The 22,734-nt window shown below is 63.2% G+C and carries 24 protein-coding genes and 4 pseudogenes; 20 read left to right on the top strand and 8 right to left on the bottom strand.

What is annotated here, in order from left to right; translation table 11 throughout:
* Positions 1–2 precede the first annotated feature (2 nt).
* The 12 genes from LWH48_RS03080 to LWH48_RS03135 all read left to right on the top strand — a co-directional run bounded on the left by LWH48_RS03080 (position 3) and on the right by LWH48_RS03135 (position 9,038).
* Positions 3–701 (top strand): ABC transporter ATP-binding protein, encoded by a 699-nt coding sequence (locus tag LWH48_RS03080; protein WP_332875603.1) that lies wholly within the window; start codon positions 3–5, stop codon positions 699–701.
* Positions 685–1,929 (top strand): ABC transporter permease, encoded by a 1,245-nt coding sequence (locus LWH48_RS03085; RefSeq protein WP_232911219.1) that lies wholly within the window; start codon positions 685–687, stop codon positions 1,927–1,929. Before LWH48_RS03080 ends, LWH48_RS03085 begins: the two co-directional genes overlap by 17 nt.
* On the top strand, positions 1,919–3,508 hold the full coding sequence (locus LWH48_RS03090; RefSeq protein WP_232911220.1) for a formylglycine-generating enzyme family protein: 1,590 nt from the start codon (positions 1,919–1,921) through the stop codon (positions 3,506–3,508). Before LWH48_RS03085 ends, LWH48_RS03090 begins: the two co-directional genes overlap by 11 nt.
* A 33-nt stretch (positions 3,509–3,541) precedes the next feature.
* Positions 3,542–4,273 (top strand): hypothetical protein, encoded by a 732-nt coding sequence (locus LWH48_RS03095; RefSeq protein ID WP_232911221.1) that lies wholly within the window; start codon positions 3,542–3,544, stop codon positions 4,271–4,273.
* A gap of 10 nt (positions 4,274–4,283) precedes the next feature.
* A complete protein-coding gene (locus LWH48_RS03100; RefSeq protein ID WP_232911222.1) occupies positions 4,284–4,784 on the top strand; it encodes a hypothetical protein in 501 nt (166 codons plus the stop codon).
* A gap of 36 nt (positions 4,785–4,820) precedes the next feature.
* Complete coding sequence (locus LWH48_RS03105; RefSeq protein WP_232911223.1) at positions 4,821–5,840, top strand: YfaP family protein; 1,020 nt, start codon at positions 4,821–4,823, stop codon at positions 5,838–5,840.
* A gap of 104 nt (positions 5,841–5,944) precedes the next feature.
* A complete protein-coding gene (locus tag LWH48_RS03110) occupies positions 5,945–6,391 on the top strand; it encodes a hypothetical protein (RefSeq protein WP_232911224.1) in 447 nt (148 codons plus the stop codon).
* A gap of 80 nt (positions 6,392–6,471) precedes the next feature.
* On the top strand, positions 6,472–6,825 hold the full coding sequence (locus tag LWH48_RS03115; protein ID WP_232911225.1) for a DUF4870 family protein: 354 nt from the start codon (positions 6,472–6,474) through the stop codon (positions 6,823–6,825).
* Between the two features lie 60 nt (positions 6,826–6,885).
* Complete coding sequence (locus LWH48_RS03120) at positions 6,886–7,194, top strand: hypothetical protein (protein WP_232911226.1); 309 nt, start codon at positions 6,886–6,888, stop codon at positions 7,192–7,194.
* A gap of 144 nt (positions 7,195–7,338) precedes the next feature.
* Positions 7,339–8,313 carry a sensor domain-containing diguanylate cyclase gene (locus tag LWH48_RS03125; RefSeq protein WP_232911227.1) on the top strand — a complete coding sequence of 325 codons (975 nt, stop codon included), beginning with the start codon at positions 7,339–7,341 and terminating at the stop codon, positions 8,311–8,313.
* 93 nt (positions 8,314–8,406) lie between these two features.
* A complete protein-coding gene (locus LWH48_RS03130; RefSeq protein ID WP_232911228.1) occupies positions 8,407–8,589 on the top strand; it encodes a type II toxin-antitoxin system HicA family toxin in 183 nt (60 codons plus the stop codon).
* Positions 8,590–8,624: 35 nt separating this feature from the next.
* Positions 8,625–9,038 carry a type II toxin-antitoxin system HicB family antitoxin gene (locus LWH48_RS03135; RefSeq protein ID WP_232911229.1) on the top strand — a complete coding sequence of 138 codons (414 nt, stop codon included), beginning with the start codon at positions 8,625–8,627 and terminating at the stop codon, positions 9,036–9,038.
* 95 nt (positions 9,039–9,133) lie between these two features.
* On the opposite strand, the gene LWH48_RS03140 is transcribed toward LWH48_RS03135, so the two are convergent.
* The 4 genes from LWH48_RS03140 to LWH48_RS03155 form a co-directional block, all read right to left on the bottom strand.
* On the bottom strand, positions 9,134–10,990 hold the full coding sequence (locus tag LWH48_RS03140) for an Lnb N-terminal periplasmic domain-containing protein (RefSeq protein WP_232911230.1): 1,857 nt from the start codon (positions 10,988–10,990) through the stop codon (positions 9,134–9,136).
* A gap of 102 nt (positions 10,991–11,092) precedes the next feature.
* Positions 11,093–11,590, bottom strand: a complete 498-nt coding sequence (locus LWH48_RS03145) for a DUF3015 family protein (protein ID WP_232911231.1) — start codon at positions 11,588–11,590, stop codon at positions 11,093–11,095.
* Positions 11,591–11,962: 372 nt separating this feature from the next.
* Positions 11,963–12,577 (bottom strand): cell division protein ZipA C-terminal FtsZ-binding domain-containing protein, encoded by a 615-nt coding sequence (locus LWH48_RS03150; protein WP_232911232.1) that lies wholly within the window; start codon positions 12,575–12,577, stop codon positions 11,963–11,965.
* 116 nt (positions 12,578–12,693) lie between these two features.
* Entirely contained in the window at positions 12,694–12,915 is a 222-nt protein-coding gene (locus LWH48_RS03155) for a hypothetical protein (protein ID WP_232911233.1), read from the bottom strand.
* Positions 12,916–13,101: 186 nt separating this feature from the next.
* On the opposite strand from LWH48_RS03155, the gene LWH48_RS03160 reads away from it, so the two are divergent.
* Positions 13,102–14,421 carry an IS1380 family transposase gene (locus LWH48_RS03160; RefSeq protein WP_232911234.1) on the top strand — a complete coding sequence of 440 codons (1,320 nt, stop codon included), beginning with the start codon at positions 13,102–13,104 and terminating at the stop codon, positions 14,419–14,421.
* Between the two features lie 255 nt (positions 14,422–14,676).
* Here LWH48_RS03160 and LWH48_RS03165 read toward each other — a convergent pair whose 3' ends face one another.
* The gene (locus LWH48_RS03165; protein ID WP_232911235.1) at positions 14,677–14,844 is read right to left on the bottom strand and encodes a hypothetical protein; all 168 of its coding nucleotides are present in this window, start codon (positions 14,842–14,844) and stop codon (positions 14,677–14,679) included.
* A gap of 56 nt (positions 14,845–14,900) precedes the next feature.
* Positions 14,901–15,410: an acylphosphatase gene (locus LWH48_RS03170; RefSeq protein WP_232911236.1), complete on the bottom strand. Its 510-nt coding sequence runs from the start codon at positions 15,408–15,410 to the stop codon at positions 14,901–14,903.
* Between the two features lie 101 nt (positions 15,411–15,511).
* Between LWH48_RS03170 and LWH48_RS03175 the strand changes: the two are divergent.
* The 3 genes and pseudogenes from LWH48_RS03175 to LWH48_RS03185 form a co-directional block, all read left to right on the top strand.
* Positions 15,512–16,105: pseudogene (locus LWH48_RS03175) on the top strand (transposase); the annotation flags it as partial.
* Positions 16,106–16,183: 78 nt separating this feature from the next.
* Positions 16,184–17,751 (top strand): IS3 family transposase gene (locus LWH48_RS03180; protein ID WP_232911238.1). Its coding sequence is split into 2 segments (ribosomal slippage): positions 16,184–16,649 and positions 16,649–17,751, totalling 1,569 coding nucleotides; the frame shifts between segments, so codons are not numbered across the junction.
* Between the two features lie 32 nt (positions 17,752–17,783).
* Positions 17,784–18,560 (top strand): annotated as a pseudogene (locus LWH48_RS03185) (transposase); the annotation flags it as partial.
* 384 nt (positions 18,561–18,944) lie between these two features.
* Here LWH48_RS03185 and LWH48_RS03190 read toward each other — a convergent pair.
* Positions 18,945–19,658 (bottom strand): annotated as a pseudogene (locus LWH48_RS03190) (ISAs1 family transposase); the annotation flags it as partial.
* 91 nt (positions 19,659–19,749) lie between these two features.
* Between LWH48_RS03190 and tnpA the strand changes: the two are divergent.
* The 4 genes from tnpA (at position 19,750) to LWH48_RS03210 (ending at position 22,326) form a co-directional block, all read left to right on the top strand.
* Entirely contained in the window at positions 19,750–20,061 is a 312-nt protein-coding gene (gene tnpA / locus LWH48_RS03195; protein WP_232911239.1) for an IS66 family insertion sequence element accessory protein TnpA, read from the top strand.
* Positions 20,061–20,411, top strand: coding sequence for an IS66 family insertion sequence element accessory protein TnpB (gene tnpB / locus LWH48_RS03200; protein WP_169958680.1), 351 nt, complete (start codon positions 20,061–20,063; stop codon positions 20,409–20,411). The genes tnpA and tnpB overlap by 1 nt, the downstream gene beginning before the upstream one ends.
* A 45-nt stretch (positions 20,412–20,456) precedes the next feature.
* Positions 20,457–21,998 (top strand): IS66 family transposase, encoded by a 1,542-nt coding sequence (gene tnpC / locus LWH48_RS03205; protein WP_232911240.1) that lies wholly within the window; start codon positions 20,457–20,459, stop codon positions 21,996–21,998.
* A gap of 64 nt (positions 21,999–22,062) precedes the next feature.
* Positions 22,063–22,326: a transposase gene (locus LWH48_RS03210; protein WP_232911241.1), complete on the top strand. Its 264-nt coding sequence runs from the start codon at positions 22,063–22,065 to the stop codon at positions 22,324–22,326.
* A 46-nt stretch (positions 22,327–22,372) separates the two neighbouring features.
* Here the strand turns inward: LWH48_RS03210 and LWH48_RS03215 are convergent.
* Positions 22,373–22,663: pseudogene (locus tag LWH48_RS03215) on the bottom strand (ISAs1 family transposase); the annotation flags it as partial.
* Between the last annotated feature and the right edge of the window lie 71 nt (positions 22,664–22,734).

Raw genomic sequence — 22,734 nt, forward strand, 5'->3', positions numbered from 1 at the left:
CCGTGCTGATCTTGAGAGAACTGAGCATCACGCGAGGCCAGGGAACCGGGTGCCATGAGGTACACCTGCCCCACCTGGAGTTGGCTAGCGGCGACATGCTGGCCGTCGTGGGCCCCAGCGGATGCGGCAAGAGCACCCTGCTGGAGGCCCTCGGGCTGCTGCTCCAGCCGCGCTCGCTGAAGCGGTATGCGCTGGGGCCGAACGCCATCGACCTGGCCGCCATGCTCCAGGACGGCGACGAATCTGCCCTGGCCAGGATCCGTTCTCGGGAGTTGGGGTTCCTGCTTCAGAACGGCGGTTTGCTGCCCTTTCTGAGTGTGCGCGACAACATTGCCCTCCCCCGCCGCCTACTCGGTCTTACAGCCAGTAGCGAGCGGGTCAGGCATGCCTGCGCGACCCTGGGCCTTGAGCCACTGCTCGACAAGCGGCCTGGCGAGCTCTCCATCGGCGAACGCCAACGCACGGCCTTCGTGCGCGCCATGGCCCATGAGCCAAGGCTGCTTCTAGCCGATGAGCCGACTGCCGCCCTCGACCCCCAGGCCGGGGAACGGCTGTTCGCGTTGATCCTATCGCTGGTCCAGGAGCTCGATATGGCCGCGCTGGTGGTCTCACACGACCACTCATTGGTGAACCAGTTCAGGCTACCAAGGCTGGTGGCCAATCTGACGTCAGGAGGATGTCGCTTTGAGCCAGAGCCCTAGCACACACCCGGTAGGAACGGGCCGCGCGACACTGATCCTGCGCCTGGCCATTCAGGATCTATGGCATGACCGCCAGGTCTCGGTGTGTGTCGCCGCGGCGCTGGTTGCGGTCATCGCGCCACTACTCCTGCTGTTCGGCCTCAAGCATGGGGTGGTCAGTCAGCTTCAGCATGAACTACTCGACGATCCGCGCAACCTCGAGATCCGCATGCTGACCAGCGGCAGCTACGACGAGGCCTGGCTCGAGGAGTTGCGTGCGCTGCCCGGCGTCGGCTTCGCCATCGGCCAGACCCGGTCACTCAACACCCAGGCCGATCTGCTGCGCGATCGCCAGCACTTTCTGGAAGGCACTGAGCTGATTCCCTCTGCCGCTGGTGATCCCCTGCTGAGCGGCCAGGCCCAATCTCCGCAAGGCATCAAGGTAGTACTCAGCGAACCGGCCGCACGACGCCTCGAAGTAAGCGAAGGAGATCAGCTGACCCTGGCGGCCAGTCGCCGTCTGGATGACCGCCAGGAGCGCGGGCAGTTGCAGGTAGAGGTGTCAGGGGTACTGGAGGCAACCCGCTTCCCGCGCCCTGCAGCCTTCGTCGACCTGGCACTGCTGATCGAGCTGGAACGCTTCCGCGACGGCCATGCCAGCCCCATGCTCGGAGTGGAACATGGCACTCAGCGAGATGACTACCCGCTACGTTTCGCGCGGGCCCGCGTATATGCCAGCGACGGCGACGCCGTGGCCGGCGTTGTAGAAGCGCTCGAGGCCCGCCGTATCGAGACCGCCAGCCGGCTGGCCGAGATCGCCAATGTGCGCGCCATCAACCGCGTACTCGGGCTGATCTTCGGTGTCATCGCCATCACCGCCCTGACCGGCTGTCTGGCCTCCATGGCCGGCGCCTTCATAGCCAATATCGACCGCAAGCGGCGTGAATATGCCGTGTTGCGCCTGCTCGGCTTCCAGCGTCGCACGGTTGCCATCTATGTGGCGTTGCAGGTCGTCCTGCTCACACTGCTTGCCTACATCGTCGGCCTGGGGCTATTCGCCCTCGGCTCCGCCGTCTTCAACCGCGCCCTGGCCACCAGTCACATGGCGGCCGGCGTCGTCAGTCATATCACCATCGCCCACGCCCTCGTTGCCCTGGCACTGACCCTCGCTGTCGCCCTGCTGGTGGCGGTCATCGGCGTGGCGCGTGCCTTCGGCATCCAGCCCGCGGAGAGCCTACGTGAAGCCTGAAATGCACCCTGCCATCCGTCTCGCCACACTGCTCACCGCGGTAGGCGTCGGCCTTACCGTCTCACTTGCGGCGCAAGCCCAGGAAGAGTGGGACGAGCGGCTCTACAACCCATCCCCCCAAGAGGACGATGTCATCCTGCCGATGCCCTGCGGAGGGGCCATGGCGTTTCGCCAGATCCACGTACCAGCCAGCGAACCACTGGACGATTTCCCGGTACAGGTAGGCCAGGATGGCACTGGCTGGGGCTATGTGGAGCAAGCTCGCCCAGCCTTCATCTCGGGAAGCTTCAGCGGCGACGAGGATGCTGCGTCGCGCCATTACCTGCTGGCCAAGTACGAGCTGACCGAGCTGCAGTTTGAGGCCCTGACCGCCGATGAATGCCCTGCTCCTTCGAACCGCAAGCGGTTCCCGCACGTAGAGCTGAGCTGGTTCGACGCGATGCAGTTGAGCGATGCCTACAACGTGTGGCTACGTGAGCATGCCCCCGACGCCCTGCCGCGAGAAGATGGTGTTCAGGGCTTCCTGCGCCTGCCCACCGAGGTGGAGTGGGAGTTCGCCGCCCGTGGCGGCCTGGAGGTCAGTACCGCCGAGTACCGTGACTCTCGCTACCCCATGCCCGAAGGGCTCAACGCCCACGAGTGGTATTCGGGTGCCCAATCCTCCAATGGCCGCCTCCAGCTTGCCGGCCTGCTGGCCCCCAACCCGCTGGGCCTTCATGACATGCTGGGCAATGCCACCGAGATGATGTTCGAGCCCTTCCGGCTCAACAAGCTGGACCGCCAGCACGGCCAGGCAGGTGGCTTCGTGGTGCGCGGCGGCAGCTACCTGACGCCACGCGAGGATCTGCGCTCAGCCCTGCGCGGAGAAGAGCCCTACTACACCAGCAGCGAACCCTCCGCCAACGGCGCCCACAACCGCGGTCGTGCCACCGGCCTGCGCCTGGCATTGGTTGCCCCCACCCTGACCTCCCGGGAGCGCATTGCCGCCATCGAGGCGGGTTGGTCTGAACTCGGCCTTGGCGAGGAGGAACTGGATGGCTCTCCCGGCACCGTCCTGCAGCTGGCAGAGCTGGCCTCCGGCATCGAGGACGATGCCCTGCAGGAGGAGCTGCAGTCGCTTGAAAGACAGCTGCGGGCCAGTAACCAGCGCCAGGAGGAGGCCCGCAACCAGGCCATTCGCGCAAGCCTCAACCTGGGCGCCTTCCTGTGCACCAAGCTCGAGGACGACGGCGTCTTCTATGACTTCCTGGCCGACAACTATCAACTCAACTGTGAAGGCGATGACCCGGATGCCAGTTGCACCATGCGCCAGTCGCGCCTTACCGAGCAGGAGCAGCGGCTACAGGGGCTGAGCCGCTACTACGCTAGCAGCCTGGTGGAATCCGCCACCTTGTATGGCCATGAGCCCATCGCCCAACAGGTGGAGGTGTTTGGCGAGATCCTCTCGCGCAACCCCCAGCTGAGCGGGCTAAGCCCCTACCTGCAGACCTACTGGCAGCACCAACGCCAGTATTTCGATGACCAGCGCATCACCGCCGAGGCCTGGCTGGAAAGCTGTAAGGCCATGGCAGACCAATAAAACCACTAACCTCAATACGCAAGGGAAACCACCATGACACTGACTGTCCCCTCCACCTTCAAGAAGCTGCTGATCGGTTCCGCCGTTGCCAGCGCGCTGTTCCTCACCGGCTGTGCCAGCACCGGCAGCAGCATGCTGGGCGCCGACCAGAACGCCGACTCGCGACTGACCCAGGGCAACGACGCCAGGTTCTTCAGCAAATCGGGCTATCAGGCCTGCGCCGCCGGTGCCGCCGTTGGCGTGGCGGGATGCTTGCTGAGCGGTAACCAGAAGGCGTCTTGCATGATATCTGCCGGCCTGACCGCCTGTGGGGTCGCCATGGGTGCCAACTATTACCTTGACCAGCGTCGCGAAGAGTATGCCTCCACCACCGAGCGCCTCGAGGTGATGAGCCAGGACATCCAGGAAGATACGCAGAAGGTAGTGGCACGTACCGAGACGGCGCGTCAGGTCATGGCCGATGACCGCGCACGTATTGAACGCCTGGAGCAGGAGATGGCCGAGCAGCGCGTCGATCAGGCCGAGGCGGAGCGCGAGCTCGCTGCCATCGACAACAACATCAGCATCCTGCGTCGCGACCTCGGCAACATGCAGCGCACCGTGACCGAGTATGAAGAGGTCGCCGAGCTGGAGCGCCAGGAAGCGAGCCCCCAGGAAATCGCCAAGGTCGAGCAGGAAATCGAGGTCATGAACAAGCAGGTTCTCGCCCTGCAGCAGGAAGTCGATGACCTCTACAACATGCGTTCCGCCATCACCCTGGGTTGAGGAGACCAGCATGCCCCTTCGTGTCCTTCTTGCCCTGGGCGGCCTCGTGCTGCTGAGCGGTTGCGCCACCACACCGGAAGCCTGCGACCCCTCCAACCGGGACGCTAGCCTGATGACCAAGTTCTCCTGTGACACTGGTGGCGGCTATCGGGCCCGTATCGATGCTGGCGAGCAGCAGGTTCGGCTCGACCGGGAGGAAAACGCCCTGTTCCGCGCTATCGACCGCCAGATCGCCGAGCAACAGCGTGCCACACGCAACGAACTGCGGGTCACCAATGCCCAGCATCATGAACTGGAGCGCGACCTCCAGGCCCTGGTGGCCAAGCTGCAGGACCGTAGCCAGGACCAGCTCGGGCTTCAGCATCAGCTCAACGCACTGGCAAGCCAGACAGGACCGGATGCCGACGCGCCGAGCCCCGAGTCAGAGACCCTGGAAGAACGTCAGGCGCGGCTGGAGTCGTTGCAGCAACAGGTCAACCGCCTGCAGCAGAGCCTGGGCTACACCCCGTGATCTCGGCCAGCCACGACCACGCCAGGGAGGGCGACCATGCAGCGCATTCTGCGTGATGACGACCATACTCTTGTCGACCCGCAGCAACCCGGGCGACGACAAGAGTTGGTCCACCGCTACTGCCCTCCGAGCATCGGCAACCTGTTTGCCGTGGCACGCCAGGGCCGCACCGGCAACCTGGAGTGGTGGACGGAGCTCCCCGGTCAGCCGCGTCGTCTTGAAGAGCTGACGCCTGCAGAGCAGAAAGCCCTGCAGGAGCGGCTTGCCCAGCGCCTGGCGGCGCTGGGTAATCTGATTGCCGAGCTGGAGCGGCGTGGTGACCCAGCAGTGTCAGAGCTGCGGCAGCTTCCCACGTCGGCGGCGCCAGATAGCCTCTATTCGGTAGGCGGTGAACCGCTGCTGATTCGCTGGGTGCCTACGGTCCCGGTGGCGGCTTCGGCAGCATCGCCAGTGACCGGACCCGCAGCCTCCGCCATGCCAGTGGCTCCTGTGAGCAAACCGCGCAGGCACTGGCTGGTGCCGGTCACCCTGCCGTTACTGCTAGCACTGGTGCTGCTTGGCCTGTGGTGGCTGTTCCAGCATTGGGAGCGGCTCCCTCTGCCCTGGCTGAAAAGCCAGGATCCCGTCGTGCCCCCGGTGGCGCAGGAAGCCGATCCTGCTCGCACGATTGAGGAGCCTGTGCTGGGTACCGGAGATATTCAGGTCACCCTGCGATGGGAAGGCAGCGCTGACCTGGATCTGGCCGTTACCGATCCCAACGGAGACACGGCGTATTTCAGCAGCCCCTCCACGCCCTCCGGTGGACAGCTCGATGTGGATTCCAACGCCAGCTGCCAAACCAGCTTCCGGAACCCCGTTGAGAATATCTTCTGGGATTCTGGCAACAATCCTGAAGGCGTGTATACGGCCACTGTCTCTCTGTATTCGCGCTGCAATGAGGTACGTGAGCCGATCCCCTTCGAGTTATCCATCAGCGTAAATGGTAATACAGAAACACAGACGGGAACGGTCAACGCCCCATCTCCCCGTCAAGTCTTTGAGTTCCCCTTCCCATAGGGCGGGGCGCTCAAGCCTCGGTGGGGTATTCCGCATAGATAGAGTGCCCCACCTTTCTCAACCACACTACAGCAAACACCAACCCTACGATTCAAGGAACGGACATGTCTCAACCTAGCAACCAAGTCTCTTCTGCCCTGCTACCTGCCGTAATCAGTGCGCTGATTGTCTGTGTGGTCCGCTTCTTCACCATTCCGTGGAGTATCTGGAAGGGGGCCGCGCTGCGCCTTGCCGACATGCGTCACCGTGATGAGGCCGAAGTGATCGCTTCTTCTCGTTCGGAATTTCCGGTGTTTGACTGGCTGCGTGCCGCCTGGGACGGAATGATCTTCCTCTCCTGGTTTATTGGCATCATCTTGAGCGTAATGACGTTCTTCACCGTCGCCTTCGGTTACTACGGCACCTTCTTCACCGGGCTCACCTCCATGGTCGGCGCCCTGATCCTGACCTACTTCTCGGTCATTACCATGTCACTGATGAAAGAGAGCCTGATCATCATCCTGTCGATCGCGCTCAACGTGGAGCGTCTTTCCCGGGACAAGAACGCCTGACTAAAACGAACCACCTCGTGCCCCTGGGCACCTCAAGCAGCCAAGCAGCCAAGCAGAATTACATACAAGGGAAAATGAGCATGGATAACAGCACTACCGCACCGGCCAACACCTCCGATGGCATGGCCAAGGCCGTCTATATCCTCTACCTCGCCGGGTTACTGACCGGCATCACCGCGGTGATCGGTGTCGTCATCGCCTACGTCAACCGCAGTGACGCTCCCGAGTGGTTGCGCAGCCACTATCAGTTCCAGATCCGAACCTTCTGGATGGGCTGCCTGTGGATCCTCGTCGCCAGTCTGCTCTCGATGGTACTGATCGGCGTGCTGGTCTGGCTGGCCTGGATCGTTTGGCTGGTCATCCGCATGGTCAAGGGCTGGAAAGCACTTTCCGCTCAGCAGGCCCACCCGGCCCCCACCACCTGGATGTTCTGACATCGCCGATCGCAGGCGTATGGCCAGTGGTCATGCGCCTGCCCTCAGGAGAGATCAACAATGAAACGAATCGCTATCGTCCTGCTCTGCCTGCTGGCGACCAGCATCGCCCATGCTGGCCCTGCAAATGTCCAGGCCTGCGTCGATGAACGCATCCAGACCTTCCATCAACTCGAAGGCCCTGACGCCCCCATCCGGATGGATATCCTGGGAGAGTGGGAAGAAGAATGTGAAGCTGGCATCGGCATGTCTGCCGATCCGATCCAAGCCTGTGTAGAGAAGCGCATCGACGAATTTCGTCACCACAATGGCCCCGACGCACCGATCCGCATGGATATTCTCGGCGAGTGGGAAGCCGAGTGCCAATGACGGTTGGCTGTGTAAGCAGCTGCGGGACCAGACACTATTCTCACTGACTAAGGCAGTAGGCATGGCCGCACCAGCGTCGCCCTCTTGCGACACCCGAGCCGCCACACTACTCTGGCCGCAGTGCCCCTCACCTGCGGCGTCGCCATGCCTCTCCAGCCTTCCGTCTCGACCTTTCACGCCCTGCTCAGCCAGCGTCAGGATCGCGCCCTGCTCCAGGAGATCTGGGAGCACTTCCCCGAACACATGTTCCTGATTCGCGTGGAGTCGCCGCAGCGCTTCGTGGTGGAGGCGGTCAACCCCGCCCAGCAGGCCACCATCGGCTACGCCTGCGTGGGGCTGACCATGGAGGAACTGCTCCCCGACCCCGAGCAGGCGCGCAGCGTTACCGGCCACTACCGCGACTGCCTGGCCTGCAACCACCCGATCCGCTACGAGGAGACCGGCCACTTCCACAAGGAGAACGACGTTCTCCTGCACTGGCTGACCCTGCTGGTGCCGCTACACGACGACGAGGGCAACATCACCCACCTCTTCGGCATCTCCCAGAACGTCACCGAGCTGCGCCTGGCGCGCCAGGCTCTGGAGGAACAGAACGCCCGCCTCGAGGCACTGGTGGAGGAGCGCACCGCCGAGCTTCGGGCGACCAACGCCCGGCTCGAGGATTTGGCCAGCCGCGACGAACTCACCGGCATCCCCAACCGTCGCCAGCTGACCGCCCTGACCGAGCACGCCATGCAGCGCGCCCGTCGACAGCACGCCCCTCTGGCGCTGCTGATCCTCGATATCGACGGCTTCAAGGCGATCAACGACTCCCAAGGCCATCTGGCCGGCGATGCCATCCTGCGCGAGGTGGCCAAGACCCTGACCGAGACCCTGCGCGAGAGCGACCTGCTGGGCCGCTTCGGCGGCGACGAGTTCGTGGCCGTGCTGCCCGACACCCGGGCGGAAGATGCCAAGCGCCTCGCCGAGCGCCTGCGCGCGTCGGTGGCCCAGCACTGCGGCTGCACCCTGGGCCTCGGCATCGCCGAATTCACCCCCCACGATGACTTCGCCTCGCTGGTGGAGAGCGCCGACTGCGCCCTGCTGCGTGGCAAGCGGGCACGTGGCGTCTCGCGCTGAGGCACTGCCTCATGACGGAGTTATTGGGGTTATCTATTTTGACCAACCACTACCCAAGGGTTACTATAACCCCATAAACGAACGGAGCCTGACGTGAAGAGCAGCGAGCTGATCAAGGAACTCGAGGCGGACGGCTGGACTCTGGATCGAATAAAAGGCAGTCACCATCACTTCAGGCACCCAACCAAAAACGGAACAATCACCGTGCCGCACCCGAAGAAGGACCTAAAGAAAGGCTTGGTACAGGGAATAAGAAAGCAGGCTGGCCTCAGGTGAGGCCGATCACGCCGGCTCACCACAGGAGACACAACATGCATTACCCCATTGCCATTGAAGTCGGCGACGAGCAGCACGCTTACGGCGTGGCGGTGCCTGACCTCCCGGGTTGCTTCTCTGCCGGGGACACCTTTGACGAGGCCATCATCAATGCCCGCGAGGCCATCGAGGGGCATCTTGAAAGCCTTGCCGAGCATGGAGATCCGATTCCGACGGCCAGCGCCATCGAACGTCAGCTGGCAAATCCCGACTATGCCGGCTGGGTATGGGCCGCCGTCGAGATCGACATGACCCCCTATCTGGGAAAGAGCCATAAGGTCAACGTCACCCTGCCCGACCTGCTGATCAAACGCATCGACACCGCGGTCGAGCGACACGCCGAATTCAAGAGCCGCTCGGGATTTCTCGCTCGCGCCGCCCTGCACGAACTCGAGCGCCATGCCCAATGAATGGATCGCCCAGCGGCGTCACATCTATCTATCAACCGCGAGACCGCGCCCTGCTGCGCGGCAAGCGGGCCCGCGGCGTCTCGCGCTGAGATTTCTCAGAAGTACCACGACATCCCCAGGCTCACCTCGTGGGCGTGGTCATCGCCCTCCACGCCGGCGCGCAGGTCTAGGGCCTTGCCAAGTGCCAGGCGGTGCTGGAACTGCCAGCGTGTACGGCGGCCCGGCTCGCCCTTCAGCGCATCCACATGCGAGACCTGCACCAGGCTGCGCTGCCGGGCGCTCCAGTGGCTGAGCACGCCGAGTTGCGCCATGGGCGCGACGGGGCCGGCCTGGTGCCGCTCGCTGCGCAGCCGGCCGCCGATCATGGCGAACGGCAGGTGGCGGCCCAGCCGCTGCGACTTGCCGGCCAGCAGGGTGGCATGGCCCTCCAGGCAACGTTGGCAATTCAGCCGGCCGCGCTCGATGCCGGCGGAGGCGTGCCAGGCCACATCGGGCAGCGCCGGCAGCGGCACGCTGCGCGCGTGCAGGTTGGTGACATGGAAAAACTCGAGACGCCGCAGACGCGGGCCCTCGTCGGTGAGGTCAAGCTCGGTGCGACCGATCTCCAGCGCGGCATTGGGCATGCGGGTGGCGTTGGCGTCGAGCAGGTCGTACTGCAGCGGGCGCAGGGTCAGGCGGGCGCCGCCGCCCAGTTCGTCGTTGTAGAGACCCGCCACACTGACTCGCGCCGGCGGCGTGGCCTCATGCAGCGGCACCTGCTCGCCGGGGGCCAGTGGCTCGCTGCCCGCCGGCAGCACCAGGCGGGCCTGCAGCAGGCGGCGCTCGATCTCGGCCAGCCCCGGCTCGTCACCGGTCTGCTCGAGGAAGGCGGCGTGACCCAACAGGGTATCCAGCACCGGGGCGCGACGCTCGGGCGTGAGCGCCTGGAACGCCGGCGCCTCGAGCTTCAGGCGCTCGACCTCCGGCCATACCGCCCGGGCGGCGGCCTGCTCCCCGGGCGCCAGCGCCAGGTAGCGCCACTCGGTCTGCAGCCGCCGCGAGGGCACGTGGCGTGTCTTCTCCAGCAGCGGGCGGCCGTCGACCTCGGCCTCGCCGATGGCGCGCACCAGATCCTCCGGAGCCACCCAGGGGGCGCTGCCGGGGGTGAGGTCCTCCTCCACCACCAGCTCCAGGGTGCGGGCGATGCGCGAGGCGCAGTTCTCGGTGAGGAAGAGGTAGTCGAAGTCCTGGCCGATCACCTCGTAGAGGTGGGCCACCAACAGCTCGCGATCGGCCTCGGGCAGGGCCAGGCGGTAGTGCCACAGGTCGCGCATCTCGCGCTCTGAGTAGAGCGCGGTGTTGCGATAGAAGGGGGCGCGGGAGTAGCGCGCCTCGTAGCCACCAAACACACCCTTGGCCATGTAGGGGATCAGGCCATCCTCCTCGGGCACGTCGGCGCCGAAGTTGAGGCTGGTGTCCAGCAGCCGGGTGAGTGACTCGCCCTCCCCGTCCTCGGGCGGCTCCAGGTGCAGCATCAGGTGGCCGAAGAAGGAGGCAGGGTTGCCGAGATACCCCGAGGCAAACATCAGCCCTGCCTCGGCGCCGGCGTGCTGATCGCGCCACGCGTCCCACTCCGGGCACTCGGCCACGTGCCAGGTCTCGCCGGTCATGCGGTTGAGCCACAGCGCACGGGCGGGGAAACGACAGCGGGCATGGGGCTCGCCCTCGCGGGGAGCCTGACGCAGGGCAGCCAGGGTGGCCTGGAGCTCGGCGGCGGGGTCGAAGGCACCGTTATCGGCCAGGAAGAAGGCCTCGCTCAGCACGGCGCTGCGCGCCTCGCGGAACATGCCGTCGCGGTCGAAGTGCAGCAGCGACTGCCACTGGGGGTGGTCATGAAGCGCGCGCTCGGCGGCCTGGGCGCCGGCGGCGTTCAGGCACAGCAGGGCCAGCAGCGTCACCAGGTGGCGTCGCATAACGGGGTCCTTGCGGGAAGTCGGGGAAAGGCCTGTCTATCGACGCGGGGTCGGGCGATGCCCGACCCCGCGAAACGCTAACAGAGTTGCCTGGGCAAGCGCTTAGCTAGCGCTGCAGTCCACGGCGGCCTGGTTCAGGCTGGTGTAGAAGCCGTAGGCCTTGTCGGCGTGCGCCTGGTCGGCGTAACCAGCGACGGCGCTGGCTTCCTGCAGGTCGGCACGCAGCTGGCTGACCACGCCCTGGCGGGCCTCGGCGCCGCAGTTCATCAGGCCGAGTGCTGCGGTGAGGTGCTCGCCCTCGCCCATGGCGGTTTCCATGGCCAGCTGGTCGTAGGTCTGGTCGACGAACTGGGCGACCTCGACTTCCTTGCTGCTGCAGGTCTCGGGGGAGACGGTGGCGGAGGTCACGGCGGTGGTGCCCAGGTCCCAGATCACGTTGGAGATGGCGGCGGCAGTGCCGTTCTCGTCGAAGATGGCCGCGCCGATGCCGCAGTGCTGCCAGGGGTTGATGTCGCCCTGGGTGGCAGCAGAAGCGGTGGTCGCGCCCAGGAGTATCAGGCTGCCGGCCAGCGCGGCGGCGGAGACGGTGACGAATTTCATGCGTTTCAGTTCCCTTTGTTTCCAGATGCCGGCCTCGTTCTTTTAGCTACCGGGAGGGGCCGACGACCCCCGATATTCGTTGCGTGTTTCTGGAGGGCTCGCCATGGAATAGATGGCCAGAGAAAGGCCAGGCGGCGAGTTCAAGCTCCCTTTGAACCGACTACAATTTTACACATTCGGATACACGGAATAAAGCGAATTGCGCCTTGTGGAAGGTGACGATGGTCGAAGGCTCAGGGAGAGGTCAGGCGTCCAGCATCGCCAGCGTATGCGCCCGCAGCTGGATCAAATCACCTGAGTGATAACGCCACGCCTGACTGGGCATCAATAGGGTGTCATCGCACGGAGCGCCAGCGACCAGACCGCCCCGGCTCAGAACCTCGCCTTGCCATCGATGACGGCCTGAAACCCCGCTTCGGTAATCGGCTGGTTCTGCGCGTCGACCACGTTAGCCCCAAGCCGCGCCAGATCCTTGGCAAGCGCCACCAGGCGCACGAGCTGCAGCTTGTTGGGTGAAGAGGAGCGGCGTTCCTTCATAATGCGGATGCTAAGGCCCTTAATCGGCCACTGGCCACTGTTGTCATTGAACGAGGGCAGGGTCGCTGGGGGATAGGCATTGGCGACAAGAATCGGGTTGCGCGGCGAGACCCCCGCGATGGTGAACGAGCGAGTCTCGCTCTCGAACACGCCTCCCGCCGCCGCCAGCACGTTGCCGATGTTCAGGTTCAGCCCTGCCGAGGGGCTATCGAACACCACGACAAGTCCCCAGGCTCCCGTTTTTTCATCCACCAGTACCGGGGCCATTGAAGTTTCTTTCGCAACGGTGCCGGCGCCGGCGGGTAAGCTCGCCCGGCGGCTTTTCACCACACCGCGCTGCTGCCACGGGGATTGCCCGCTCCATAACAGGTAAACCAGCACCAGGCCGCAATTGAGGCTGATCCACATCGCGATGATGGCGACCAGCAGCAACGTCGTCATGGTATACATTGGGCTCTCGTCAACGATTTTCGTGTCTTTTCGGAAGGCACCTTGGGCCTCGCAAGGCCTCAGGACGAAACCAAGCAGGCTAATTGATAAGTCAAACAAGACGAGAAAGCAATGGATTAAGTCGTTTTTTCTAATGCAATGTCCGATAAAGTCAACATCGCCAGCGTATGCGCCCGCTGCTGGGTCACGGCGTCATCCAGAATGGCCAGCAGCTGGTCGTAATCCTCCGGCATCTCGGTCTCCATGCCCGTTTGCTCGAAGCGGTGGATCGTTTCCTGTGTCTCGCCGATCACCTGTTGCAATTCATCGATCACCTGCTGGTGCTCGTCTTCAGTCATTCGCTCACTCCGTCTGCAGTTTATGCGCGCGGTGATAGAGCTTCTTGGCGCTTTCTATGGCGACGGATTCAGACTGGTCGAGTTCCAGCAGTGGGCTAGCCTGGATATTGCATCAGACATGAAAAAGGCGGCTGAAAATCGGTTATGATTCAAGCTCCTACACCAGAATCAACCGCCTCAGCCGCCATGACAAAATGTACCACGCCGTCCGCTTCCTTTCCACGCTGCAAAGGCCGTCAAGTCATCGCCCGTTTCGATGGCGGTGATGTCACTTCCGACGGCGGTATCCTGCTGCTGCGGCAGCTCGATCGCGAGATGGGCCTGACCCGCGCCGTCGCTCGCCGGCTCAGCGACGAGCGCGACCCTCAACGCTGTCTGCATCGCACCGAAACCCTGGTCCGGCAGCGCGTGTTCGGCCTGGCGCTGGGCTATGAGGATCTCAATGACCACCAGGCCCTGCGTCACGACATCGCCCTGCAGACCGCCGTCGATACCGATGGCGTGCTGGCCAGCCAGTCCACCTTGTGCCGCTTCGAGCAGCAAGCCGACCGGGACTGGGCGATCACCATCCACGAAGAGATGATCGAGCAGTTCATCCGCTCGTTCCGGCGGCCACCCAAGAAACCGCTCTACCTCGACTTCGATGCCACCGACGATCGGGTGCATGGCCAGCAGCTCGGGCGGCACTTCAACGGCTACTACAACCACTACATCTTCCTGCCGCTGTTCGTATTCTGTGGCGACCAGCTGCTGGTCAGCTATCTGCGTCCGGCCTCGCTGGATGCCGCTCACCACGCCGGTGCCATCCTCGCCCTGTTGGTTCGGCGGCTGCGCCAGGCGTGGCCTGAGGTGAAGATCGTCTTCCGAGGCGACAGCGGCTTCTGCCGTCCACTGATCCTCAACTGGTGTGACCGCCACGGCGTCGATTACATCATCGGCCTCGCCGGCAACAAGCGCTTGGCCAAGCTGGCTCTGGACATCGACTACACGTCGGCTATCCGCTTCGAGAAGAGTTGGGAGAAGGAGCGTGTCTTCGGCTTCATCGAGTACGCTGCCAAGAGCTGGAAGGAGCGTCGACGCAAGGTCATCGTCAAGTCCGAGACCAGCCGGCGTGGCTTCAACACCCGCTATGTGGTCACCAGCCTGCGCGGCTGCAGCGCCGAGTGGCTCTATGACCACCGCTACTGTGCCCGAGGCGAGATGGAGAACCGTATCAAGGAGCAGCAGTTCCTGTTCTCCGACCGCACCAGCTGCCACGAATGGTGGCCCAACCAGTACCGACTGCTGCTGTCGGGGTTGGCCTACCTGCTGCTGGAGCGGCTACGCCGGATCTACCTCAAGCGCACCGCCTTCGCCCAGGCCCAGGTCAACACCCTCCGCCTGAAGCTGCTGAAGATCGGCGCTGTCATCACCCGCAACACGCGCACGATTCGGCTGATGTTGAGCAGCCAGTACCCGGAGCAGGACCTCTTCCTGAAGCTGGCCAGCAAGCTGGTGCCGGGATAGCGCCGCGGCGTGCTGTCCCCGGCACAGAAAACACATGGGGGTAGGGGGAAATGCGCCTTGAGCTCAGGAAATTGATCAATATATAGCCAACTTCCAGCTCTGGGCGGCATCATCGCCACCAAACTTGGCATCTGGGTGCTGCTGACCAACCCGATGCAACATCCGGGCTAGAGAAGTGACCAAGTCCTTGGGCTGCCGCTTCGAGCTGATCGGAATAACGCTTGAGCAGATGTTCAAGACTCATGTTGATCATCATCACTTCCACTCGAACTTTTGTCGTACCGTCGTCAAGCGCCGGCGTTCCGCTTCGTCCTGACAGCGTTCGATTCGCGCCGTCAGCGTGTTCTCGACCAGATGGCGGGTGGCCTTGAGCTTGGGCAGGATGTCACGTTTCAACTCACGGGCATCGATCTGGTCAGTCATATGTAGTCACACGGGAGAGTGTTTGCACCCTCCCTGCTTCCCACACCGGACAACTATCAGTTAACAGCCTCCATGACCTGTACATCTTCAGGGATCTCACCATCCCATTGAGTAACATTCAAGCCGGTGACATTTGCCGCTTCAGGGCCTTTAGGGACTTCATCGCATAATGGCTGCAAGTCAGCCAACCTGCCATGAATCACAGCCTCAACACTGCCATCAGGAAGGTTGCGTACCCAGCCGGGAATAGCACGATCTTCAAGCTGGGTCGCAAACCAGCGGCGATAACCAACGTCTTGGACTTTTCCTTGAATGTGTAACCGAAGGGTAAGAATGTCATCATTCTTGAGCTGGGGCGGCAAACCTTTAGGAAGGTTAAACTTCCATGGTTCAACCTTAGCTTTGTCACAGAACAGCCTATGGGCTGCCTCAGTAATTGTGTGCCATGCCTGTTGCACATGATTGCCATCCGGCAGCTGAGCCACCCAGTTACGCATGGCTGGATTGAGTTCAAATATGACTATTTTACCCTTGTGCTCCGGATCAGTAGATAAGGCAAAATCCACACCGTTATACCTGAATCCGTGAGACCGGCCCCCAGGAATGCTTCTAACCTACTGAACTGCATGGCAATATAGCGAATATCGCCATTCACCCAGACAGTGCCATGCCCAACGTCAAGTTCCGCGCCAGTCGCCGCACCCTCACCAGCCACGCCGGGCTGTCCATCATCGGGCAATGCTTCGAGATCGCTGGCGTCGACAGCATCGACAGCCGCTTCCCCACCACGCTGGGCATGCGCACCAGTGACGTGATCAAGAGCTACCTGGGCCTGCTGTGTCTGGGCATGAGCGACTATGACGCCATCGAAAACTTCCGCCGCGACAAGCCCTTCCAACAGCTGCTGACCCTGCAAAAGGTGCCGAGCACGGCGACGCTGCGACAGCGGCTGGAGAAACTTGCCGCCAACGACCTGCAGGCGCGCACCGCCACCTGGTCCACGACCCTGCTGTCACTGATCGAAGCACCGATCACCGCCGAGACGACGCACGTCTGCCTGGACATCGACACCTTCGTCATGGACAACAGCAACTCGAAGAAGGAAGGCGTCTCGCGGACCTACCAGAAGGTCGATGGCTACACCCCGATCGCCGCCTATCTGGGCAACGAAGGATGGTGCCTGGGTCTGGAACTGCGGCCTGGCAAGCAGCACACCATGAAGGAGAGCAACGCCTTCCTGGAGCGGGTACTGCCTCGCGCCCCCCCAGTGTCAGGATGAGTGTCGCACCCTCTGATACCCTGTTCTTATAAACCGATCAGGGGGCGAAAGGAGACACTCATGCCTCGTTACTCCGAGGAGCGCCGGCCAGCCGTGGTCACCAAGCTGCTGCCTCCCCACAACCTCTCTCCGCAGGTGATCGCGGAGCAGGAAGGGATCTCACTGGGCACCGTCTACAAGTGGCGTAAGGAAGCCCGTGCCGAGGGGCGTTGCCTGCCGGATGCCCTGGGCAAGGGCGCCGATGGCTGGTCGTCCAAGGACAAGTTCAGCGCCGTGATCGAAACCGCCTCGATGAACGCCCAGGAAACCGCGGAATACTGCCGCCGTCGGGGGATCTATCCCGAACAGCTGGAGCGCTGGCGGCATGACTGTGAGCAGGCCGCTAGTCTCTCGCACTCGGAACGCCAGCGTGAGGCCGACGAGGCCAAGCAGCAGCGCAAGCGCATCAAAGCGCTGGAGAAGGAGCTTGCGCGCAAGAACGAGGCCTTGGCGGAAACCGCAGCGTTACTGGCCCTGCGAAAAAAGGCGAGGGCGATCTGGGGGGACGAGGACGAATGATCAGCACCCCAGATCGCCAACGCGCTATCGCGCTGATCGAAGACGCTCGGGCCCAGGGGGCCCGCTTGGAGGCCGCCTGTCGCGAGTTGGGCATCACCGCCCGAACGTACCAGCGCTGGACGCGCGACGGCGAGCTACGCGAGGACCAGCGCCCTTTGGTTGACCGGCCGGTGCCGGCTAACGCGCTGACACCGGCCGAAGAGCAGGAGATCCTCGACGTGTGCCACCGCCCCGAGTACGCGAGCTTGCCGCCAGAGCAGATCGTGGTGCGTCTGTTCGACGAGGAGCAGCGCTACGTGGCCTCTCCCTCGTCGTTCTACCGCGTCCTGCACAAGCATCGGCAAGTGGTGCATCGTGGCCGTGCCAAAGCGCCTCAGCGCCGCGCCAAGCCCACGACCTACCAGGCGACTGCGCCGAACCAGGTGTGCTCGTGGGATGCGACCTGGATGGGTGGTCCGATCAAGGGGCAGTACTACTACCTGGTGATGATGATCGACATCTTCAGCCGCAAGATCACCGGCTGGGAGGTGTTCCTGGCTGAGTCGGCCCATAACTCCCGCACCGTGCTGGAGCGGGCGGTGCTGGCCGAGCAGATTATCGATCAGCCGCTGGTGTTGCATGCGGACAACGGCAGCCCCTTCAAGGGCGCCACGCTGCTTGAGAAGCTGCATGACCTCGGTATAACGCCGTCCTTCAGCCGGCCGCGTGTCAGTAACGACAACCCTTACTCGGAGGCGCTGTTCCGGACCTGCAAGTACCGGCCCTGCTACCCCGTCGACGGGTTTGCCACGGTCGACGATGCCCGTGAGTGGGTGGCCGGGTTCGTGCAGTGGTACAACCACGAACACCGCCACAGCGGGATTCGCCTGGTGACGCCGGCACAGCGCCATGCTGGCGGGGATACCGACGTACTGGCCAAGCGTCACGCCATCAATCAGGCAGCACGTGCGGCGAACCCCGCACGCTGGAGCGGCAAGACCCGCAACTGGACGCCGATAGGTACCGTGTCACTCAACCCAGAACGGGAACTACAGGTCACCGTCGCTGAACCGGAAAAACAGGTGGCCTAAAAGACCTCAGAGGCGACAGATTCCTTGACAACTACCGCGCCCAAGGCCTGACCAAGCAACCGATCCTGTTACGCGAGGACAGCGGCTTCGACAGCCAGGCGCACCTGGCGCTTCTCGAACAGCAGCGCCAGGTCTTTGCCGACGAGGGGCGCCGGCTCGACTATGTCGTCAAATGGAACCCGCGCGGCTCGGCCACGGCGGATCAGGATACCTGGTTGGCTGTGGCGGCGGACTACTGGGAAGAGCTGCGTCCTGGCAAGCGCCAGGCGCTGTGGACGCAGACCGTCTCGATCCACGACGACAACAAGACCGAATACGTCGTCCAACGCGTGATGCGCCTGGTAGAGCGCACCGCCGATCGCGATGGCCAGTTGCTGCTCGAACCGGACTACGAGTTGGAAGGCTGGTGGACCAGCCTGGACGAGGCGCCGGAGGCGGTGATCCAACGCTACCAGGCGCATGCCACCCACGAGCAATTCCACAGTGAGATCAAGACCGATCTCGACCTGGAGCGGCTGCCGTCGGGCAAGTTCGCCACCAACGATCTGATCCTGCATCTCGCCCAGCTGGCCTACAACATCCTGCGGCTGATGGGGCAGCTGGGCATGACCGGCGAGCTGAGCCCGGTGCGCCATCCCGCCAAGCGGCGCCGGATCCGCACCGTGCTACAAGAGCTGGTGCATCGTGCGGCGCTCGTGGTTCAAAAGGCGCGGCAGATCATCCTCGACTTCGGGCAGGACATCGGACGCATGACGGTGTTGAACACCTTGCGAAGCCGCCTGCGCTATCCCCGAGGCACGCCATGCTGATCGTCTGTCGGACAAAGGCACCACGCAGAGAGCTGACGGTCATCGGCAGCCAGTATCAGCGTGTCCGGCGGGTAGAAATGCCTGTCAAAATGGGCTGCTCTCGTCGGTCAGCGTCGCCATGGTTGGTCCTCCCCGGTATGCGTTCAGCGGTTGAGACGGAATCGGCGGTCAGAAAATGCTCGCTGGCGGTGATAGGGGAAGTGTCGGCGCTGGCTTCACGGAATCAGGTTTTACTCAGACCATGCATATCCCCTAGAACTTTAGAGAGCACTTTCCTGGAAAATTCATAAAGCTCACCCATCCGCTTGACCATACCATATGTCGAATCTTCATTTTTCGACAATGGCACATCAGCACAGGGCAATCGCACATGAAGAAAGCCTCTCATTCCAAGCCCAGTAAGTGAGCGCGATATTCATCTGAGGTGGCCGCAAGGATTCGCTTGGTCTTGAAGCTCCCCTTGCGAGGCTTGGGATCCAGGCGAATCAGGTTGAGCGTCAACCGCTTGAGAATGGCCAGGTTATGCCCAGCGTGCGCCGTTCGTGCCCGCATCTGGTCATCGGCAAAGGTCACGTCCAGACACCAGTGCACCTGATTCTCGATGCGCCAGTGCTGTCGAACCGCCTTGGCCAACTGGTCGGCATTCGGCACCAGACTGCTGAGGTAGTAACGGCGCTCATGTTCCGTCTTGCCTTGGCTTTCGCGTGTTGACTCGATGACGGCGAAGCAGCGCAGGTCCGGCCAGCGAGTCGGCTTCGGCAGGCAGTCCAGTGCATCGAACACGTAGCAGCGTCGTGTCTCCAGGCGGCCATGCGCCTTGCTGACCTCCTTCTTGACCTGATGCGGTGTCTGCGCTGCCGGCGCGGCGCAAAACTGGTCAAAGAAATCGTCGATCGCCTCCTTGAGCTGGGGTTGGTTCTCCTTGATGGCCAGTACATAGTCGGCCCGACGGTCGCGGATCGCCTGGGCAATCGAAGGCTGGGTGCCCATGGCGTCAATGGTGACAATGCAACCTTCCAGCGCCAGGGTGGCCAGCAGGTCCGGAATGGCGGTCTTTTCGTTCGATTTGGTGGCGGTCGCCTGTTGGCCGAGAATGACGTGCGTAAGCGGCCGTTCTGGCGCGTCGTATCCCGAGGTGGCCTGATCTCCTACGCTGATCCCGTCATTCACCGACGGAGAATCACTTCCCATGTCGAAGCGACGTCACTCTCGCTATCCTGCCTCGCAATGGCAGGCCTGGATTGACGAGCAGTCCCGCAGCGGTCAGTCTCAGCAAGTGTTCTGTGAACAGAAGGGCCTGTCCAAGAGTTCGTTCCAGCACTGGAAACGCCGGCTGGCTTCAGGAACGCCAGTGACGCCTCCCACTTCCGCTACCAGGTCGGCGCTCTTCGCGCCGGTCTCGGTGCCGGAGGAGGATGCCATCGAGGACGAGCCTCGCGGCTGGGAGATCGAGCTCGACCTGGGTGATGGTGTCTGCCTGCGCTTTCGCCGGGGGGCATGATGCGCCCGCCGATCACGCTCTGGCTGTGCACCCAGCCCACCGACATGCGCTGTTCGTATGATGGGCTGGCCGCCCTGGTACGCCGACAGCTGGGCCAGAATCCGCTGAGCGGGCATGGTTTCATCTTCATCAACCGACGGCGCACCCAGCTCAAGTGCCTGTACTTCCAGGCCGGTGGCTACTGCGTGTGGAGCAAGCGCCTGGAGCGCGGGCGATTCGCCGCCTTGTCGGCCCCCGCAGGCCAGGCGATCACGCTCAGCCACGCCGAGTTCGAAGCGCTGATCGAGGGGCTCGATCTGGTGGTCACGAAACGCCGTAAGCGGTGGCATCCCAAGGTGTCAGCGGCCTGATGGCATGGTAAAATAATGGCCTGATTCATCAGGAATTATCACCTCGTGACGGCGCTTTCTCTGGAACAGAAATACCAGCAATCCCTGGCCGAAAACTCGGTCCTCAGGGAAGAGAATGCGTCGCTCCAACGGCAGCTCGACTGGTTCAAGCGGCAGCTGTTCGGTCGCAAGTCGGAGCGCCTGCTGGCGATCGATCCGGCCGTGCAGCAAAGCCTGCTCGGCAGCTTGCAGGACCTGCCAGCTCCGCCACCGCCCACGTCTGACGACGACACCCCGGCCGCCAAGACATCGCCGCGCAAGACGCGCGAGGGAGCCGTCAACGACGCCGGACTGCGCTTCGATGCCTCGGTGCCGGTCAAGGTCATCGAGGTGGCGCCCGAGCTACCCGAGGGCGTGACGCAGGATGACATCGATGTGATCGCCACGCGCAGCACCTTCCGCCTGGCGCAGCGCCGGGCCAGCTTCGAGGTGCTGGAGTACCGCTGCCCGGTGTTCAAGGTCAGCAAGGAGGCCGCTCCTCAGGCGATGCCGGCACCGGCCACGCTGTTCGACGGCTCGCTGGCCGATGTCAGCTTCATCGCGGGTCTGCTGGTCGACAAATTCTGCTACCACCTGCCGCTCTATCGCCAGCATCAGCGCCTGCAGCAGGCCGGCATCCAGCTCAGTCGCACCACGCTGACTCAGCAGGTGGCGCGAGCCGCGGCGTTGTTGTCGCCGATCCACTTGGCCCAGCTGGAGCACGTGCTGCAAAGCCAGGTGCTGGCCATGGACGAGACGCCGATCAAGGCGGGCCGCAAGGCCAAGGGCAAGATGAAGGAGGCGTGGTTCTGGCCGCTGTACGGCGACCACGACGAGATCAGCTTCACCTTTTCCCCGTCGCGCGCCAAGGCCCACATCGACACGGTGCTGGGCGACCACTTCAACGGCGTGCTGCTGACCGACGGCAACGCCTCCTACGCCCGCTATGCCGAAAAGCGTCCGGGAGTGACCCACGCCGAATGCTGGGCGCACACCCGTCGCCACTTCGAGAAGACACAGGGAACCGATGACGCGGTCGAGGACGGCCTGCTGCGTATCGCTGGGCTCTACAAGACCGAGACCTGGATCCGTGAGAAAGGCCGCGAAGGACCCGACAAGCTCAAGGCACGCACCACCTACAGCGAGCCCCAGGTGCGCGACTTCTGGCGATGGTGTGACCACCAGCTCCAACGGGACGATCTGGAACCTCGCCACCCGTTGCGCCAAGCCGTGGAGTACGCGCTGAAGCGACAGCGCAGCCTGGAGGTGTTTCTGTCCGATCCCGACGTGCCGATCGACACCAACCACCTGGAGCGTGGCCTGCGCTGCATTCCCATGGGTAAGAAAAACTGGATGTTCTGTTGGAGCGAGGTCGGCGCCGAGCACGTCGGCATCGTGCAGAGCCTGCTGACCACCTGCCGGCTGCAGGGCGTCGACCCCTACACCTATCTGGTCGATGTCCTCCAGCGCGTGGCGCTTCATCCCGCCTCACGGGTCGACGAGTTGACACCGCGTCGCTGGAAGACCCTGTTCGCGGACGCGCCGCTGCGCTCCGACATCGAGCGCTGAATCGACACCCACCGGCGCATCGGGCAAGGTGGCACCTTTCCCGATGCACGAGATCCGGTTCCCCATGCGTATCGACGACATGAGCCTCGACCAGCTCCTGGCGCTCAACGAGCTTATCTGCCGCCGTATCGACGAACTCCAGGCCCGTCAGGAGATGGAGGTGTTGAGCCGCCTGACCCTGGGACAGGCCGTCTCCTTCGAGAGCCGCGAAGGTCAGGTGTTCGGTCGCGTCATCAAGATCAACCGCAAGACCGTTCTCGTGCAGTCGGAAGATCGCCGGCAGTGGAAGGTCGCGGTAGCGCTGATCCAGCCACTACGTGACGTATAAGGCAAGCGAAAACCGGCACGCCTTGGAATGACCGGTTACTGACGTGCGCATCAGCGGCAAAAGCGCTGACGAGGTGCAAGGGTGCCTCGCAGGCCTTGGCCGACCGTCGGCTGGTCTTGCCATCTAGCGCAACGACCTGTGGCGAGACGCTGGGCAAGACGTCTTCTACCCAGCGGCGGAAAGCAGCTTCAAATTCGTGTGGATCCATCAGGCCGAAGAGCCGGGCGAAGGTATCATGCGACGGGACCCCATTTGGCAAAGCGAGGTACTGGCGGAGCCAGGGGAGCTTCTCCTTGGCCCAGAGTTCGATCTCTTCAAAGGTGTCGGCGCCCACAAGCCCTATGCGTCAACGTAGTTGTCACCCAAACGGATTGAGAGGTGATCAACGTGCGTTACCCCGCAGAACGT

Source organism: Halomonas sp. G15 (assembly GCF_021282295.1).
Taxonomy (GTDB): domain Bacteria; phylum Pseudomonadota; class Gammaproteobacteria; order Pseudomonadales; family Halomonadaceae; genus Halomonas; species Halomonas alimentaria.